Annotated in this window: 14 protein-coding genes; 8 read left to right on the top strand and 6 right to left on the bottom strand. The window is 48.3% G+C overall.

What is annotated here, in order from left to right; translation table 11 throughout:
* From mnmG to rpmH, 6 genes are all read right to left on the bottom strand, one after another.
* On the bottom strand, positions 1-1,887 hold the full coding sequence (gene mnmG, locus ACFQ88_RS26810; protein ID WP_239630568.1) for a tRNA uridine-5-carboxymethylaminomethyl(34) synthesis enzyme MnmG: 1,887 nt from the start codon (positions 1,885-1,887) through the stop codon (positions 1-3).
* 52 nt (positions 1,888-1,939) lie between these two features.
* Complete coding sequence (gene mnmE, locus ACFQ88_RS26805) at positions 1,940-3,316, bottom strand: tRNA uridine-5-carboxymethylaminomethyl(34) synthesis GTPase MnmE (RefSeq protein WP_239630567.1); 1,377 nt, start codon at positions 3,314-3,316, stop codon at positions 1,940-1,942.
* Positions 3,317-3,409: 93 nt separating this feature from the next.
* Positions 3,410-4,027, bottom strand: a complete 618-nt coding sequence (gene jag, locus ACFQ88_RS26800; protein ID WP_239630566.1) for an RNA-binding cell elongation regulator Jag/EloR — start codon at positions 4,025-4,027, stop codon at positions 3,410-3,412.
* Complete coding sequence (yidC, locus tag ACFQ88_RS26795) at positions 4,024-4,758, bottom strand: membrane protein insertase YidC (RefSeq protein WP_239630565.1); 735 nt, start codon at positions 4,756-4,758, stop codon at positions 4,024-4,026. Before yidC ends, jag begins: the two co-directional genes overlap by 4 nt.
* Positions 4,759-4,835: 77 nt before the next feature.
* A complete protein-coding gene (rnpA, locus tag ACFQ88_RS26790; RefSeq protein ID WP_239630564.1) occupies positions 4,836-5,180 on the bottom strand; it encodes a ribonuclease P protein component in 345 nt (114 codons plus the stop codon).
* A 204-nt stretch (positions 5,181-5,384) separates the two neighbouring features.
* Positions 5,385-5,519: a 50S ribosomal protein L34 gene (rpmH, locus tag ACFQ88_RS26785; protein WP_028550661.1), complete on the bottom strand. Its 135-nt coding sequence runs from the start codon at positions 5,517-5,519 to the stop codon at positions 5,385-5,387.
* A 503-nt stretch (positions 5,520-6,022) separates the two neighbouring features.
* Between rpmH and dnaA the strand changes: the two genes are divergently transcribed.
* The 8 genes from dnaA to ACFQ88_RS26745 all read left to right on the top strand — a co-directional run bounded on the left by dnaA (position 6,023) and on the right by ACFQ88_RS26745 (position 16,352).
* Positions 6,023-7,387: a chromosomal replication initiator protein DnaA gene (gene dnaA, locus ACFQ88_RS26780; RefSeq protein ID WP_379458925.1), complete on the top strand. Its 1,365-nt coding sequence runs from the start codon at positions 6,023-6,025 to the stop codon at positions 7,385-7,387.
* A gap of 274 nt (positions 7,388-7,661) precedes the next feature.
* Positions 7,662-8,804, top strand: a complete 1,143-nt coding sequence (gene dnaN / locus ACFQ88_RS26775) for a DNA polymerase III subunit beta (RefSeq protein ID WP_239630562.1) — start codon at positions 7,662-7,664, stop codon at positions 8,802-8,804.
* A gap of 40 nt (positions 8,805-8,844) precedes the next feature.
* Positions 8,845-9,060, top strand: a complete 216-nt coding sequence (gene yaaA / locus ACFQ88_RS26770) for a S4 domain-containing protein YaaA (RefSeq protein ID WP_239630561.1) — start codon at positions 8,845-8,847, stop codon at positions 9,058-9,060.
* 51 nt (positions 9,061-9,111) lie between these two features.
* Complete coding sequence (gene recF, locus ACFQ88_RS26765) at positions 9,112-10,221, top strand: DNA replication/repair protein RecF (RefSeq protein WP_239630560.1); 1,110 nt, start codon at positions 9,112-9,114, stop codon at positions 10,219-10,221.
* 32 nt (positions 10,222-10,253) lie between these two features.
* Positions 10,254-10,502, top strand: coding sequence for an extracellular matrix regulator RemB (remB, locus tag ACFQ88_RS26760; RefSeq protein ID WP_028550666.1), 249 nt, complete (start codon positions 10,254-10,256; stop codon positions 10,500-10,502).
* A gap of 28 nt (positions 10,503-10,530) precedes the next feature.
* Positions 10,531-12,438 carry a DNA topoisomerase (ATP-hydrolyzing) subunit B gene (gyrB, locus tag ACFQ88_RS26755; RefSeq protein ID WP_239630559.1) on the top strand — a complete coding sequence of 636 codons (1,908 nt, stop codon included), beginning with the start codon at positions 10,531-10,533 and terminating at the stop codon, positions 12,436-12,438.
* A 257-nt stretch (positions 12,439-12,695) separates the two neighbouring features.
* Complete coding sequence (gene gyrA / locus ACFQ88_RS26750) at positions 12,696-15,188, top strand: DNA gyrase subunit A (protein ID WP_379458879.1); 2,493 nt, start codon at positions 12,696-12,698, stop codon at positions 15,186-15,188.
* A gap of 105 nt (positions 15,189-15,293) precedes the next feature.
* Positions 15,294-16,352 (top strand): HD-GYP domain-containing protein, encoded by a 1,059-nt coding sequence (locus tag ACFQ88_RS26745; protein WP_239630557.1) that lies wholly within the window; start codon positions 15,294-15,296, stop codon positions 16,350-16,352.
* Positions 16,353-16,691: the final 339 nt, after the last annotated feature.

Raw genomic sequence — 16,691 nt, 5'->3', positions numbered from 1 at the left:
TTACCCTCTGGCTGCAACCACTTTATTATATTGCTCCAAGTAAACCAGCAGGATGGAAATATCCGCCGGAGTGACACCGGAAATACGCGATGCCTGGCCTATGGAGATCGGACGGATTTTGGCGAGCTTTTGCTTCGCTTCCGTTGCAATACCGTGTACATCTTCGTATACGATATCGTCAGGAATTTTCTTTTTCTCCATCTTGCGCAGACGGTCTACTTGGGCCAACTGTTTCTCGATATAGCCGGTATATTTGATTTGAATTTCGACCTGCTCCATCATTTCATCCGTTAAATGGAGCGGAGACGGCGAAATGGAAGCAATGTCCGCATACGACACCTCAGGACGGCGAAGCAGCGTGATCAAATCGACCGAATTGTTGAGCTCTGCACTTCCCAATGAGGCCAAAAGCTCTTGAACCTCCACCGGTTTGACCTTCGTTGTTTTCAGACGCTCCAGCTCTTCGGCGATCAGCTGCTTCTTAAGCATAAATCTTTGATAACGGTCTTCTTTGATCAAGCCGATTTCGTAGCCGATAGGCGTCAATCGTTGGTCCGCATTATCATGTCTCAGCAGCAGACGGTACTCTGCACGAGAAGTAAGCAAACGATACGGCTCATTCGTACCTTTCGTAACCAGGTCATCGATCAACACGCCAATGTAGCCTTCCGAACGATCCAAAATCACAGCTTCCTTACCTTGAACCTTGCGAGCGGCATTAATGCCAGCCATGATGCCTTGACCTGCCGCTTCTTCGTAACCGGAAGTACCGTTAATTTGTCCCGCCGTAAACAGACGTTCGACTACCTTCGTTTCCAGAGACGGCTTCAGCTGAGTCGGAATCACCGCATCGTACTCGATAGCGTAACCGGTTCTCATCATCTCTACTTTCTCCAGACCCGGAATCGAACGCAAAATGCTCAGCTGCACATCCTCCGGCATACTGGTCGACAAGCCTTGCACATAATATTCCGACGTATTGCGGCCTTCCGGCTCGAGGAAAATTTGATGCTTCGGCTTATCGCTGAAGCGGACGATTTTGTCTTCAATAGAAGGACAATAACGCGGTCCGGTTCCTTCAATAGCGCCGGAGAACATTGGAGCGCGGTGCAGGTTGTCGTTAATGATTTTGTGCGTGTCTTCCGATGTGTATGTCAGCCAGCATGGCAGTTGATTCGGAACCTCCTCCGTCGTCTCGAAGGAGAAAAACTTCGGCTTCTCGTCACCCGGTTGAATCGTCGTTTTGCTGAAATCAATCGTATCCTTGTGCACGCGCGGAGGCGTACCCGTCTTGAAACGAACGAGCTCGAGCCCGTTGTCCTTCAACGATTGCGACAGCTTCACCGCAGGCTGCTGGTTGTTCGGTCCGCTCTCATACATCAGCTCGCCCATGATGATTTTACCGCGCAAGTACGTACCCGTTGTAATAACGACGGCATCCGCCATATAGCGGGCGCCCGTTTTTGTAACGACCCCTTTGCAGACGCCGTCCTCAACGATAAGCTCCTCTACCATCCCCTGACGCAAAGTGAGCTTTTCCTCTTTTTCCATCGTTTCCTTCATCATATGCTGATAAAGAAATTTATCCGCTTGTGCGCGCAGCGCGTGAACGGCGGGCCCTTTCCCTGTGTTCAGCATCCTCATTTGAATGTACGTTTTGTCGATATTGCGCCCCATCTCTCCGCCCAGTGCATCGATCTCGCGTACGACGTGGCCTTTGGCAGGTCCGCCGATCGATGGGTTACATGGCATGAAGGCGATCATATCCAGATTAATCGTGATCATCAGCGTTTCACAGCCCATACGTGCCGCGGCAAGCGCCGCTTCACTGCCTGCATGGCCGGCGCCGACGACAATGACATCATATTGTCCAGCAATGTAGCTCATTTCGCATTACCTCCTATAATAATGGAATCATAAAGTGAATCAAGAAAATATATTATTTACCCAAACAAAATTGGGAGAAAATTTGATCTATCAACGAATCCCCGACCGAATCTCCGATAATTTCGCCAAGCTGCTCCCACGCATTCCGGATATCGATCTGTACCATATCGATCGGAACGAACGCCTCCGTAGCGCTGTAGGCTTCCTCTAGGGAGCCCATCGCCTTTTTCAGCAAAGAAATGTGTCGCACATTGCTCACATAAGTCAGGTCACTTGATTCTACCTGACCGCTGAAGAAAATGCTAGCGATAGCTTTTTCCAAGTCCGTAATGCCCTGCTGCTCGAGCAGCGACATTTTTACCACCCGCTCCGGTGAAAAATGACTCGTCAGCACATCCATTTCGATTTGCTGCGGCAAATCCAGTTTATTCACGATGACGATCGTCTGCTTCTCTTTCAATTGCTCAATCAATCGCAGCTCATCATCCAGCAGCGCTTCCGCCCCGTTGAACACGAGCAGGATCAAATCGGCATCCGCCAGCGCACTTCGCGATTTTTCCACACCGATCTGCTCGACAATATCCGAGGTTTCCCGGATGCCCGCTGTATCCAGCAGCTTGAGCGGAATGCCGTTCACATTCACGTACTCCTCGATCACATCCCGGGTCGTACCAGGGATATCGGTTACGATGGCCCGGTTCTCCTGCGCCAACGTATTTAATAGAGAAGATTTGCCCACATTCGGCTTACCGACAATCGCCGTCACAATGCCTTCGCGCAAAATTTTCCCCTGCCGCGCCGTGTTCAGCAGCTCATCAATCTGTCCCATGGCGAGCGAGCATTTCTCTTTAATGAAAGCATTCGTCATTTCCTCAACGTCATGCTCCGGATAATCGATGTTCACCTCGATGTGAGCCATCAATTCAACCAGATCGTGGCGCAGCGCTTTGATCCTTTTCGACAAGGTGCCCTCGGACTGCTTCATCGCCACGCGAAACGCCCGATCCGACTTGGCGCGGATCAAATCGATAACCGCCTCCGCCTGGGACAAGTCGATCCGTCCGTTCAGGAACGCCCGTTTCGTGAATTCGCCCGGCTCGGCCAAGCGTACATCGTGCTCGAGCAGCAGATCGAGCACTTTTTTCACCGGAATGAATCCGCCGTGACAGCTGATCTCCACCACATCCTCCATTGTGAAGGACCGCGGAGCTCGCATCACCGTAACCAATACTTCATCTATACGCGCCATAGTGGAGGGATCTTTCACGAATCCATAGTGAACCGTATGCGTCGGTACCTCGGCCAATGGGGTCTTGCCGAAAAAGACGCGATCCGCAGCAGCGACCGCCTGGTCACCGCTAATCCTAACGACGGCAATTCCTCCTTCGCCTAGCGGAGTGGAAATAGCCGCAATAGTATCCTGAATCATAGCTGTGTCCTACCTTTCCATCTCCTCACCCGAGAAAAAAATATGGTTTAAAAAAAGCAATGAGTCATAACATGACATCATTGCAGCGACAATTTATCTGGACAAAATAACGACTCTTCGATTCGGCTCCTCGCCTCTGCTGAAGGTGCGAACCTTCGGATGATCCTGCAGCTTGGCATGAATCACCTTGCGCTCTTGGGGCGACATTGGCTCCAGTACGACTTCCTTCTTCGTGCGGATCACCCGCTCCGCCAACCGGGCGGCGAGATCCTCCAACGTTTTTTTGCGGCGCTCGCGAAATTGCTCGGCATCCAACACGATACGCATATGCGAAGTGGAATAACGGTTCGCCACAATGTTGACCAGGTATTGAAGCGCATCCAACGTTTGCCCTCTGCGCCCAATGAGCATTCCGAGCTCCGAGCCGAACAGATGCAGCTCCAGCCCTTCTTTCGTCGACTTCTTCTCTATACGAACCTGCAAGCTCATGGTTTGAAATACTTCTTGTAAAAAATGAATGGCTTCTTCAACAGCATCGGGAATCAGCTCCAATTCCACTTTCGCATCCTTGGCGCCGATTAGACCGAACAGCCCTTTAGAGGGCTGCTCCAACACTACTATTTTTACCCGATCCTCCGTGGTATTCCATTGCTGAAGTCCATTCTTGACGGCTTCCTCAATCGATTTACCCGTAACCACTATTTTTTTCATTTCGACTGGCCCACCTTATTATCAGATCCACCATAAATAAAATAGGATTGAACGATCGTAAAGACGTTGCTGTATACCCAGTATAACGGCAAGGCTGAAGCAAAGTTCATTGCCATAACGAAAATCATAACAGGGAAAATAAACATCAGGCTTTGCATTTGCGGGTTCATCTGCGTCTTCATCATCTTCTGCTGCAGATATGTGGTCAACGCCGCAAGGAGCGGTAAAATGTAATACGGGTCCTTCGTTCCGAGCTGCATCCATAAGAAGGAGTGTTCATTGATGTGGTGATTACGCATAATCGCATTATATAGAGCAATCAAGATTGGCATTTGGACAATCAACGGAAAACATCCTGCCAGCGGGTTAACCCCGTTGCTTTGGAACAGCTTCATGGTCTCTTCCTGCTGCTTCTTCGGATCGTCCTTATACTTATCTTTGATTTTTTTCATTTCCGGCTGCAATTCCTGCATACGCTTCGAGCTCTTGTACTGCTTCAGCGTAAGAGGCAATATAATGAATCGGATAATAACCGTTACGACCAAAATCGATAATCCGTATTGTCCCCATAGTATGGATGCGAACCAATCCAGCACCTGAGCTAATGGGCCGACAAAATACTTGTCCCAAACACCGTTATTCGGGTCGATGGGAGCCGTCGCCGGTGCACAGCCTGCGAGGAGTAAGAGCAGGAATGTAAGCGGCAAATAGGTTGCAAGTCGACGAGTCAAAATAATATCCTCCTATTTTATCTTTTCCAATAATAAACTATATCATATCTCCTGGTAAAAAAGAAATGGAGTCGCCGTTATTTTCGCACCAAAACGGACGCTCTCTTCATCACATGGAGGATGCTTTTTTCCGTTTCCTGATAGGATAACCCGACAACCGGCTTGCGCGCTATCAAAATGAGGTCGAGTCCGCCGGAAATCTTATTCGCATTCAGCCGAACAATTTCTTTGACGACTCTGCGGATCCGGTTGCGGACTACGGCATTGCCGAGCTTTTTGCTGACCGAAATGCCCAGTCGAAAAGATTCCTGCTGCGGACGGCTGTAATAATATAGTACAAACTGGTGGTTAGCCATCGATTTGCCGCCGCGGTACACTTTGTCGAAATATTCTCTTTTCGTCAACCGATTTTTCTTTTCCACGAGTGAACTCTCCATCTTTTTCAGCCCGATCCGTATGCCAAAACAATACTAGCCTACGCCAAAACCGGCCGTTTTAAACTAAAAATGAGCCATAAAAATACAAAATCCCCCGAAAGCGAAGCACCCCTCGGAAGCTGTACCCGCCATTCAGAGGATCATCCGTTCGTGCACAACAAAAAAGACCACCTGTCAGTGGTCTCTCGTTTATGCGCTCAATACTTTTCTTCCTTTTAGTCGACGAGCAGCCAGTACTTTACGACCATTTTTCGTACTCATTCTCTTACGGAAGCCGTGAACTTTCTTATGCTTACGAACATTCGGTTTGTATGTCGGTCTCATTTATCATTGCACCTCCTCGAGGAAATTCCCTTCCCAAAATACCTTATAACATTAAACCATCTTACAGCCCAAAAGTCAACTTGAGAAAAGCTACAAAGTTTTGACAGCGGAGTTGTGGATAGATCGCCAAAAAGTGCCCTGTGAATAAAAAATATCGACTATCCTCAGGTTTTGTCGAAATAGTAACAGCTTATAAACAATATCTTGTGTTGTTGATAATATTTACACACAACTTCTTGAATATGTGGATAAATCGAAACAATCCATTGTAAATCAGGTTATATTTTGTTATTATGATTATGCTTATCCTGTGGATAGTGAACGGTTATCAACTATTTTATCAACAGCCTGTGGATATCTTTGTGAACAATTTTCAGACCCTCTGTATAACAATAATCCTCATCATCTGAATGATGTGGATATTTTGCGACACATCCCGCATTTTTTCTACATCCGTATGGCTTAAGCCACATTGGTTATTTTTTTGAAGGAGTGAATACATTGTGGAAAGCCATCCAAACGAGCAATGGCAGCAGGTACTTTCCATTATTCAAACAAGGCTTAGTAAGCCAAGCTATGAAACTTGGTTTACATCCACAAGAGCCGTTGTTTTCAATGAATCCAAAGTCGTTATCTGCGCACCGAACAATTTCGCCAGAGAATGGCTGGAAAACCGTTATACCAAGCTGATCAAGGATACGATTTTCGATTACATTGGAAAACCGGCGGAAGTGAAATTCGTTATTGAATCCGACGAAGACAAAGCAGCCGGCACTCCCTCCTCCCCGCCGAACATTCCAGCGAAAGCCCCAGCGGCCGTCCCAGAAGAAACGTTCAGTCACATGATGAATCCCAAGTATACGTTCGACACGTTTGTCATCGGATCCGGGAATCGTTTTGCTCATGCGGCTTCTCTTGCTGTGGCCGAAGCGCCGGCGAAGGCTTATAATCCGTTGTTTTTATATGGTGGAGTAGGACTGGGCAAGACCCACTTGATGCATGCGATCGGCCATTACGTGCTGGAGCACAATCCGAGCGCCAAAGTGCTGTATATCTCGTCCGAAAAATTTACGAACGAATTCATCAACGCCATCCGCGACAACCGCGGCGAAAGCTTCCGCAACAAGTACCGGAACATTGACGTGCTGCTTATAGATGATATTCAGTTTCTTGCCGGAAAAGAACAAACGCAGGAAGAATTTTTCCACACGTTCAACGCGCTGCACGAAGAGCGCAAGCAAATCATTATTTCGAGCGACCGGCCGCCGAAGGAAATCCCTACGCTAGAGGAACGTCTTCGCTCCCGTTTCGAATGGGGACTGCAGACGGACATTCAGCCGCCGGATCTGGAGACGCGGATTGCGATTTTGCGGAAAAAGGCGAAAGCAGACAACCTGGAAATCCCTAATGAGGCCATGGTATACATAGCCCATCAGATCGATACGAACATCCGGGAGCTGGAGGGCGCATTAATCCGGGTCGTCGCTTACTCTTCCTTGATCAATGAGGACATTACATCCCATTTGGCTGCCGAAGCGCTGAAGGATATTATTCCGAGCAGCCGGCCGAAGGTGATAACGATCCAGGATATTCAGCAAAAGGTCGGGGAATTTTACGGGTTGAAGCTTGAGGATTTCAAGGCTCGCAAGCGGACGAAAATGGTGGCTTATCCACGGCAAATCGCGATGTATTTGGCTCGGGAAATGACCGATTTTTCATTGCCCAAAATCGGCGAAGCGTTTGGCGGGCGCGACCATACGACCGTTATCCATGCGCATGAGAAAATATCGGAAGCGCTCAAGAACGATCAGGAGCTGTACAAGATCATTCAGAACCTGATGGAGAAAGTAAAGAATATTACCGTCTAGTACTCGTAAAACTATATACATTTTTATGTGGTAAAGAAAAGCTGCTTGCGCCGGATGAGGCTTCTAAGGAGATTCCGCGTCTTTTTAAGTGGCTTTTCGTTTCTGTATAACTATAAGCCTATGCACAAACTATTCACATGTGGATAGGCTTTCGTTTTGAGACTTTTGCTCACATATCCACATATCCAGTGCCCCTACTACTATTACTAAATAAAAACATGGTATTATAGATGTATTCGGCATCTCCCTATTTTCGTATCCTAGGAGTGACAATATGAAGTTAACGATCCTGAAAGAGCATCTGAACGAATCCATACAACACGTATCCAAAGCCATTTCCAACAAGACTACCATCCCTATTTTGAGCGGGATTAAAATAGACGCCGACGCTACGGGCATGACTTTGACGGCTAGCGATACGGACATATCGATCCAAAGCTTTATTCCCATTGAAAAAAACGAATTGAATATCATCGAGCTGGAGCGCCCGGGTAGCGTTGTTCTCTCTTCCAAATTTTTTGTCGAAATTGTTCGTAAGCTGCCGGCACAAGTCGTTGAAATCGAAGTGAAGGATCATTTCCAAACGACCATTCGTTCCGGTTCCTCGGAAATTCAGCTGGTCGGACTGGATCCGGAGGAATATCCTACGCTTCCAAGCATTGAAGAGAACCGTAAAATTCAAATGCCGAGCGATCTGTTGAAGACGATGATCAAACAAACGTCTTTCGCCGTTTCCACCAATGAATCGACTCCTATATTGACGGGAATTTTGTGGACGATCGCCGATCGTACGCTGAAATTTACCGCCTGTGACCGACACCGCTTGGGCAGCAGAGAAACGAACATTGAGGTCGATGCCGACTTCCAGCTGAACAATGTGTCCATTTCCGGTAAGACGTTGAACGAGTTATCCAAAATTTTGCCGGATCAAAATACGCTGATCGACATTATTTTTGCCGAAAACCAGGTGCTGTTTAAGCTCAGCTCGATTCTGTTCTATACGCGCATCCTGGACGGAACGTATCCGGATACTTCCAAACTCATCCCGCAATCGTTCCAAACCGAGCTCGTTATTAACGCCCAGCAGCTGGCCGAAGCGATTGACCGTGCTTATTTGCTGTCGCGGGAAGAGAAGACGAATATCGTTAAATTGGTGATGCGCGAGGATCATACGATCGAAATTTCGTCCAGCTCCTCCGAGCTCGGAAAAGTAACGGAGCAGTTGGATGTCACAACGCTTACCGGAGAGCTGCTGCGCATTTCGTTCAACTCCAAATATATGCTCGATGCGCTCAAAGTGATGGACAGCGACTTGATCCGCATGTGCTTCACCGGCGCAATGCAGCCTATCATCATTCGTCCGGAAGAAACGTCGAGCCTGCTGCAGCTTATTTTGCCGTATCGGACAACGAGCTGATCGGCGTCAATAGTTTTACGCAAAGGAGCATGTAGGTCATATGAAGATGATTTCTATCCACACGGAGTATATTACTTTGGGGCAGTTTCTGAAGCTCGCGGATTGTATATCCACAGGTGGACAAGCCAAAAGTTTTTTGCAGGAAGCGGAAATTTATGTGAATGGCGAGCCGGAAAACCGCCGCGGCAAAAAACTTGTCCACAACGACCGCATTCGCGTCGAGGGCTGCGGTGAATTCCAGGTCGTACGCAGTTAGGATGTTTCGTAGCGGCTATGCACCCGGCATAAGCCTGTAGGAGGAAATGGTTTGCAACTGAAAAAGCTGTCATTACAGCATTACCGCAACTATGACGAAGTGTATTTTGAAACCGGCCATATGGTGAACATTATCGTGGGTCCCAACGCACAAGGAAAAACGAATTTGTTGGAATCCATCTTTGTTATGGCCTTAACCAAATCGCATAGGACCCACCAGGACAAGGAGCTTATCCAATGGAATGCTCCCCACGCGCTGCTGCACGGAGAAGTGGAGAAAAAATACGGCACGGTCCAGCTCGATCTGACCATCGCCCAGCAAGGGAAAAAGGCGAAGATCAACGGCCTGGAGCAAAAAAAACTGAGTAATTTCATCGGCTCCCTGAATGTGGTCATGTTCGCTCCGGAAGATCTCGAAATTGTTAAGGGCTCCCCTTCGGTACGCCGCCGGTTTTTGGATATGGAGATCGGCCAAGTCCATCCCGCCTATTTGTACGACTTGTCGCAATACCAGAAAATTTTGGCCCAGCGAAACAATTATTTAAAGCAGCTGTTCGCCGCGAGGGACACCAAAGCAAGCATGCTGGACGTATGGAACGAACAATTGGCGACTTTTGGTATTAAAATTATTAAAAAACGTCAAAGCTTTATAAAGAAGCTGCAAGCCTGGGCGGAGAAGATCCATCTGGGCATTACGGGCGGGAACGAGCAGGTGCGTATCGCCTACTCTACCTCGTTCGATTCGGCGGTTTTGGAAGATGAAACTGTTTTATTTGACCAATTTATGATAAAGTTATCACAGGTGAAAGAACAGGAATTGCGGCGCGGCGTGACGCTCGTCGGTCCGCATCGGGACGATTTGTTGTTTTATATCAACGATAAGGAAGTGCAAACGTTCGGTTCGCAGGGGCAGCAGAGGACGACCGCACTCTCTTTGAAGCTGGCAGAAATCGAATTAATCCGCGAGGAAGTCGGGGAATATCCGATCCTGCTGCTGGACGACGTTCTGTCAGAGCTGGACCGGTTTCGGCAGACGCAGCTTATCGAGACGTTCCAGAACAAGGTTCAAACGTTCATAACAACGACCGGGATTGAAAGCATAGATTTAGCCAAGCTCGACAGCGCTTCTGTCATTCATGTACGGAACGGAAGCTTAACATAGATAGTCTCACCTTGTAAGGAGATGACCCGGCCATGTTCATCCATTTAGGCGGAGAAAAAATTATTCGTGCATCCGAGCTCGTTGCTATATTTGACCTATCCATCGAAAAATCTTCAAAAATATCCAAGCAATTCATAAGCTACGCACTCAAAGAGAAGAAGGTCGAAGTAATCGGAGAGGAAGAAAGCAAGTCGCTTGTGGTCACGCAGTCCAAAGTGTATTACTCGCCGATTTCCTCCATGACTTTGAAGAAACGGGCGCATCATCTGTTAACAAACTAGATTTTACCTTGGAAAAGTGGGTGTCAACATGTCTGTGAATCAAAACACGTATGATGAAAGTCAGATACAGGTACTGGAAGGGCTAGAGGCCGTACGGAAACGTCCGGGGATGTATATCGGCTCCACCAGCGGAAGAGGCCTTCATCACCTGGTGTGGGAGGTTGTCGATAACAGTATTGACGAAGCTTTGGCCGGATATTGTACGAAAATTGATGTTACGGTCCATACGGATAACAGCATTACCGTTACGGATAACGGTCGCGGTATCCCTGTAGGGGAACATCCGCAGATGAAGCGTTCTACGCTGGAAGTCGTATTGACGGTATTGCATGCCGGCGGTAAATTCGGCGGTGAAGGCTATAAGGTATCCGGCGGTCTGCACGGGGTCGGTGTGTCCGTTGTGAACGCTCTCTCCAAGAAGCTGGTCGTGCAAGTCAAGTACAAAGGCCAAGTCCATCTGCAGGAGTACCAGCGTGGCGTTCCGCAGTACGATCTGAAGGTGATCGGGGAAACCGAGCTGACAGGAACGGAAATTACATTCTGGCCGGACGAAGAGATTTTCACGGAAACAACGGAATACGACTTCGATACGCTGCAGTCCCGGATCCGGGAGCTGGCGTTTTTGAATAAAGGCATCGAAATTTCCCTGACAGACGAACGGAGCAACGTATCGCAAACGTTCAAGTACGAGGGCGGGATCATTTCCTTTGTCGAATATTTGAACCGCAACCGCGAAGCTATCCATGAGCCGATCTACACGGAAGGCTCCAAAGACTTCATTCAGGTTGAAATTGCGCTGCAGTATAACGACAGCTATACGGAGAACATCCATTCGTTCGCGAACAACATCAACACGCATGAAGGCGGAACTCACGAATCGGGCTTCAAGAGCGCATTGACGCGGATCTTGAACGATTATGCCCGTAAATATAATGTCATTAAGGACAGCAACTCGAACCTTTCAGGGGATGATGTGCGCGAAGGCTTGGTCGCTATCATTTCCGTGAAAATTCCGGAGCCGCAGTTCGAAGGGCAAACGAAGACGAAGCTTGGAAACAGCGAGGTTCGCGGTATCGTCGAATCGCTGTTCTCCGAGAAGCTGATGGAGTTTCTCGATGAGAATCCGGTGGTGGCCAAAAAGATTATCGAGAAAGGCATTCAGGCTGCCCGCGCCCGCGAAGCGGCACGCAAAGCTCGCGAGCTGACTCGGCGCAAGAGTGCGCTGGAAGTCAGTGCCCTGCCGGGCAAGCTGGCGGACTGCTCCTCCAAGGATGCGTCGATCAGTGAAATTTACATCGTTGAGGGTGACTCAGCGGGCGGTTCGGCCAAACAAGGACGCGACCGTCACTTCCAGGCGATTTTGCCTTTGCGCGGTAAAATTTTGAACGTCGAGAAAGCAAGGCTCGACCGTATTTTGTCCGACTCCGAGATCCGGGCCATGATTACGGCGCTCGGTACAGGGATCGGCGACGATTTCGATATTGCCAAAGCGCGTTACCATAAGGTAATCATTATGACCGATGCGGACGTCGACGGCGCGCATATCCGGACGCTTCTGCTGACCTTCTTCTACCGCTACATGCGCAAGCTGCTGGATGCGGGATATATTTATATTGCTCAGCCGCCGCTCTACAAGCTGGAGCGCAACAAGACGATCCGCTATGCCTATAACGACAAGCAGCGTGAGATTATCATGCAGGAGTTCGGGGAAGGCAGCAAGGTCAACATTCAGCGTTATAAAGGTCTTGGAGAGATGAACCCGGAACAGCTGTGGGAGACGACGATGGATCCTGAAAGCCGTACACTGCTCCAAGTGAGTATCCAGGATGCTATCGAAGCGGATGCCATTTTTGATACTCTCATGGGCGAGAATGTCGAGCCGCGGAGAGATTTTATACAGCAGCATGCCAAATTCGTAAAAAACCTGGATTATTAATTCTAGCTAATGTTGCAGATCATCCTTACGCATTGTTAACGGCTGATACCGTCCTTTCTGCCGATCGGACGGTTCAGCCTTTCTATGGGTCCTTACCCCTATATCGTTCTTCTGAAAATATCATCGGAATCATTCATAGAATTCTTACCGATTTCGAGTTTACAGCGAAAAGCAGATGATCAAGCAGGACAAAGCGGCGGTCGAACCGTTATGCGGCAGCCTGCGAAGCAGTCTTTGCTAGCCTTTAGGAGGTCAACATGTCCGAAGAACAACGTTCTCAAATTAAAGATATCGATATCGGTTCGGAAATGCGAACCTCCTTTATCGATTATGCGATGAGCATCATCGTAAGCCGTGCTTTGCCGGATGTCAGAGACGGCCTTAAGCCGGTGCACCGCCGTGTTTTGTTTGCGATGTCCGAGCTAGGAATGTCACCGGACAAACCATACAAGAAATCGGCGAGAATCGTCGGTGAAGTTATCGGTAAATACCATCCTCACGGCGATGCTTCCGTTTATGGAACCATGGTGCGGATGGCGCAGGATTTCTCATTGCGTTATATGCTGGTGGATGGACACGGGAACTTCGGGTCTATCGACGGCGACTTTGCCGCGGCTATGCGTTATACCGAGGCTCGTTTGTCCAAAATCGCGATGGAAATGCTTCGCGATATCAACAAAGAGACGATCGATTTCGTTCCGAACTACGACGGCGAAGAACATGAGCCGGCTGTCTTGCCAGCTCGTTTTCCTAACTTGCTGGTGAACGGAAGCTCAGGTATTGCCGTAGGGATGGCAACGAACATTCCTCCCCACAACTTGACGGAAGTCATAGATGGGGTCCAACAGCTGATTGAGAACCCTGACATTACTCCGTTGGAGTTAATGCAGTCGATCAAAGGCCCGGACTTCCCAACCGGCGGCTATATTTTGGGACGAGAAGGCATTAAGCAAGCCTACAGCACCGGTCGCGGCTCGGTTACGATGAGAGCGAAGACGACCATTGAAGAAAACAATAATAAAGCCCGCATTATCGTTCATGAGCTGCCTTATCAGGTCATTAAAGCTCGTTTGATCGAGAAAATTGCGGAGCTGGTTCGTGAGAAAAAAATCGACGGCATCACCGATCTGCGGGATGAATCCGACCGTAACGGGATGCGTATCGTTATCGAGCTTCGCCGTGACGTCAATCCGAATGTCGTGCTGAACAATTTGTTCAAGCATACGGCTCTGCAATCGAATTTCGGTATCATTATGCTGGCGCTTGTTAACGGCGAGCCTAGGGTGCTCAACCTGAAAGACATGCTGCACCATTACCTGGAGCATCAGAAGGATGTCATCCGCCGTCGTACCGAGTTTGACCTGCGTAAAGCGGAAGCGCGCGCTCACATCTTGGAAGGCTTGCGCATCGCTTTGGACCATTTGGATGAAGTCATCGCATTAATTCGGGCATCCCAGACGACGGAGGAAGCTCGCGACGGCTTGATGAGCCAATTCTCCTTGAGCTTCGACCAGGCGCAAGCGATCTTAGACATGCGTCTGCAGCGTCTAACCGGTTTGGAACGCGAGAAGATCGAAGCCGAGTATGCCGAGCTGCTGAAGAAAATCGCCGAATACAAAGCGATTCTGGCTGATGAGAAGCTGGTATTGGCTATTATTAGCGATGAGCTCAAAGAAATTAAAGAGAAATTCGGCGACGAGCGCCGCTCCGAAATTACGTTCGGCGGAGACAGCATCGAGGACGAGGACTTGATTCCTCAAGAAGATGTTATCATTACAATCACTCATACCGGTTATGTCAAACGACTGCCGGTTACGACATACCGCAGCCAGAAGCGGGGCGGCAAAGGCGTCATAGGCATGGATACGAAGGATAATGACTTCGTAGAACATCTGTTCGTGACGAATACGCACCACTTCCTCTTGTTCTTTACGAACAAAGGCAAGGTGTACCGCCTGAAGGCTTACGAGATTCCGGATCTTAGCCGTACGGCACGCGGAACTCCGATTATTAACCTGCTTCAGATCGAGCAAGGCGAGACCATCAACGCGGTTATCCCTGTAGAAGGCTTCGAGTCCGAACAGTATTTGTTCTTCGCAACGAAGAACGGTCTGGTGAAGAAGACGCCTCTGAACGATTACGGCAACATCCGTAAAGGCGGTCTTATCGCGATCACCCTTCGTGAAGACGACGATTTGATCGGTGTGAAGCTGACCGACGGCAACCAAACGATCATTATGGGAACCAGAGAAGGGATCTCCATCCACTTCCCAGAGCAAGAAGTTCGTCCTATGGGACGTTCGGCTACCGGGGTCAAAGGGATCACGATCGGCGAGGACGATGCCGTTATCGATATGGACGTCGTAGATGAGAACAACAGCGTTCTGATCGTAACGTCCAAAGGCTTCGGCAAGAGAACGCCTGTCGCCGAGTACAGACAGCAGTCCAGGGGCGGTAAAGGGATCAAGACGCTCAATGTCACTTCGAAAAACGGCCATGTAGTCGGTTTGAAGATCGTAAGAGAAGATGAGGATCTGATGATCATTACGGCACTCGGGACGATTATTCGCACAAGCATGTCGGGTATTTCGATGATGGGCCGCAATACGCAGGGCGTGAAGCTGATCAATATTCGCGACGAGGATGAGGTGGCAACCGTTTCCCGCGTGGAGAAAAGCGATGAGGCCGAAGAATTGGAAGGTCAGGAGCTTGACGCCGAAGAGAGCGGTTCTGAGGAAAGCAATGAATAGCGCGATCAAATATTAATTTCTTTTGATTTAAGGAATGGGGCTTACATCCCCATTCCTTTTCGTTTAAAATAGGACTGACATGATAGAAAGTAAGGTGGACGTTCCATGGCGACTGTTTCCGTATCCCAGCTTAAGCCCGGCGAAAAGATGATAGAAAACGTGCTGACCAAGCGAGGCAGCATTCTCTTTTACAAAGGGAAAATCGTAACGGACAAAGATATTGAGATATTAAAGGCTTTTCTGATTCCATCGGTTTCGATCGAATCGAAAGCCAGCGAGCAAGAGACGGTCAAGGAAGCCGCTGCTGAAGAAGCAGTAAGCGTCGTACCTCCTTTTATTACGGAATACAATAAAATGCTAGTCTTGCTTAAGAAAGTATATACCTCTGTCAGCGGCCAGAACCCTCCGATTCTGGAGATTCGGACCCAGCTGGAAGCTCTCATACAGCACATTGATTATTATCGCATCCTTACCTTCACTCCCCGGATGTTTCAGCTTCAGGACTATATTTACCACAACAGTATCATGGTGAGTCTGACTTCATACAATTTGGCCAAGTGGCATGGTCTGCCCGGCAAAGATTTGATGCCGATTGCTTTGGCCGGCCTTCTTCATGACATTGGTAACGCCAAGGTCGATTCCAGCATCTTGTTCAAACCCAATAAGCTTACGTCCGAAGAGATCGAGGATATGAAGAAGCATACGATTATCGGCTACAACCTGCTAAAAAACGTGACCGCTATTAACGAAGGCGTTAAGCTGGCCGCACTGCAGCATCACGAACGCGAAGACGGATCCGGATACCCGATCGGAGTGAAAGGCGATCAAATTCACCTTTATTCCAAAATCATTGCCATTACGGACATATTCCACGCCATGACATCAGACAGGTACCATAAGAAGGGCTCTTCCCCTTATCTCGTTCTTGATCAATTATTTAATGAGTCGTTTGGCAAGCTGGATCCTGCACTCGTGCAGACGTTTATACAAAAAGTAACCCAATTCCATAACGGGGTACTGGTGAAGTTAAATGACAACCGGATTGGCGAGATCGTATTTTCCGACAGGACTCACCCAACCCGTCCTTGGGTGAATATTAACGGGCAAATCATTAATTTGACGATGGAACGAAGCCTTTACATACAAGATGTAATTGAAAAATAAGAAAGCGAACTTCCTTTCTGAATTAAAAATGACTTTTCGCTTGACTCTTATGATCCATTTGTGATAAATTAATCTTCGCTGCTTTTGCACGAAGGTTTTTTTATTTCGAACAGCAAAAAAGAAAATAAAAAAAACACTTGCAATTGAGTAGGCGAATGTGTTATATTATAAAAGTCGCCGCTAAACAAGGCGGCACAAAATGACAAAAGAAAATCGGAATAATAAGAATTGATTTTGTCAGAGCATTGTCCTTTGAAAACTGAACAACGAGTGAGTGTTAAATAGAGAATGCAAATTCTCGCTAGCATTGAATTTTGAGCTTAAGACAAGCTCTGTTAT

The sequence above is a fragment of the Paenibacillus sp. NPDC056579 genome, from assembly GCF_042793215.1.
Classification (GTDB): domain Bacteria; phylum Bacillota; class Bacilli; order Paenibacillales; family NBRC-103111; genus Paenibacillus_S.
This window is presented reverse-complemented; position numbering and strand designations above follow the sequence as displayed.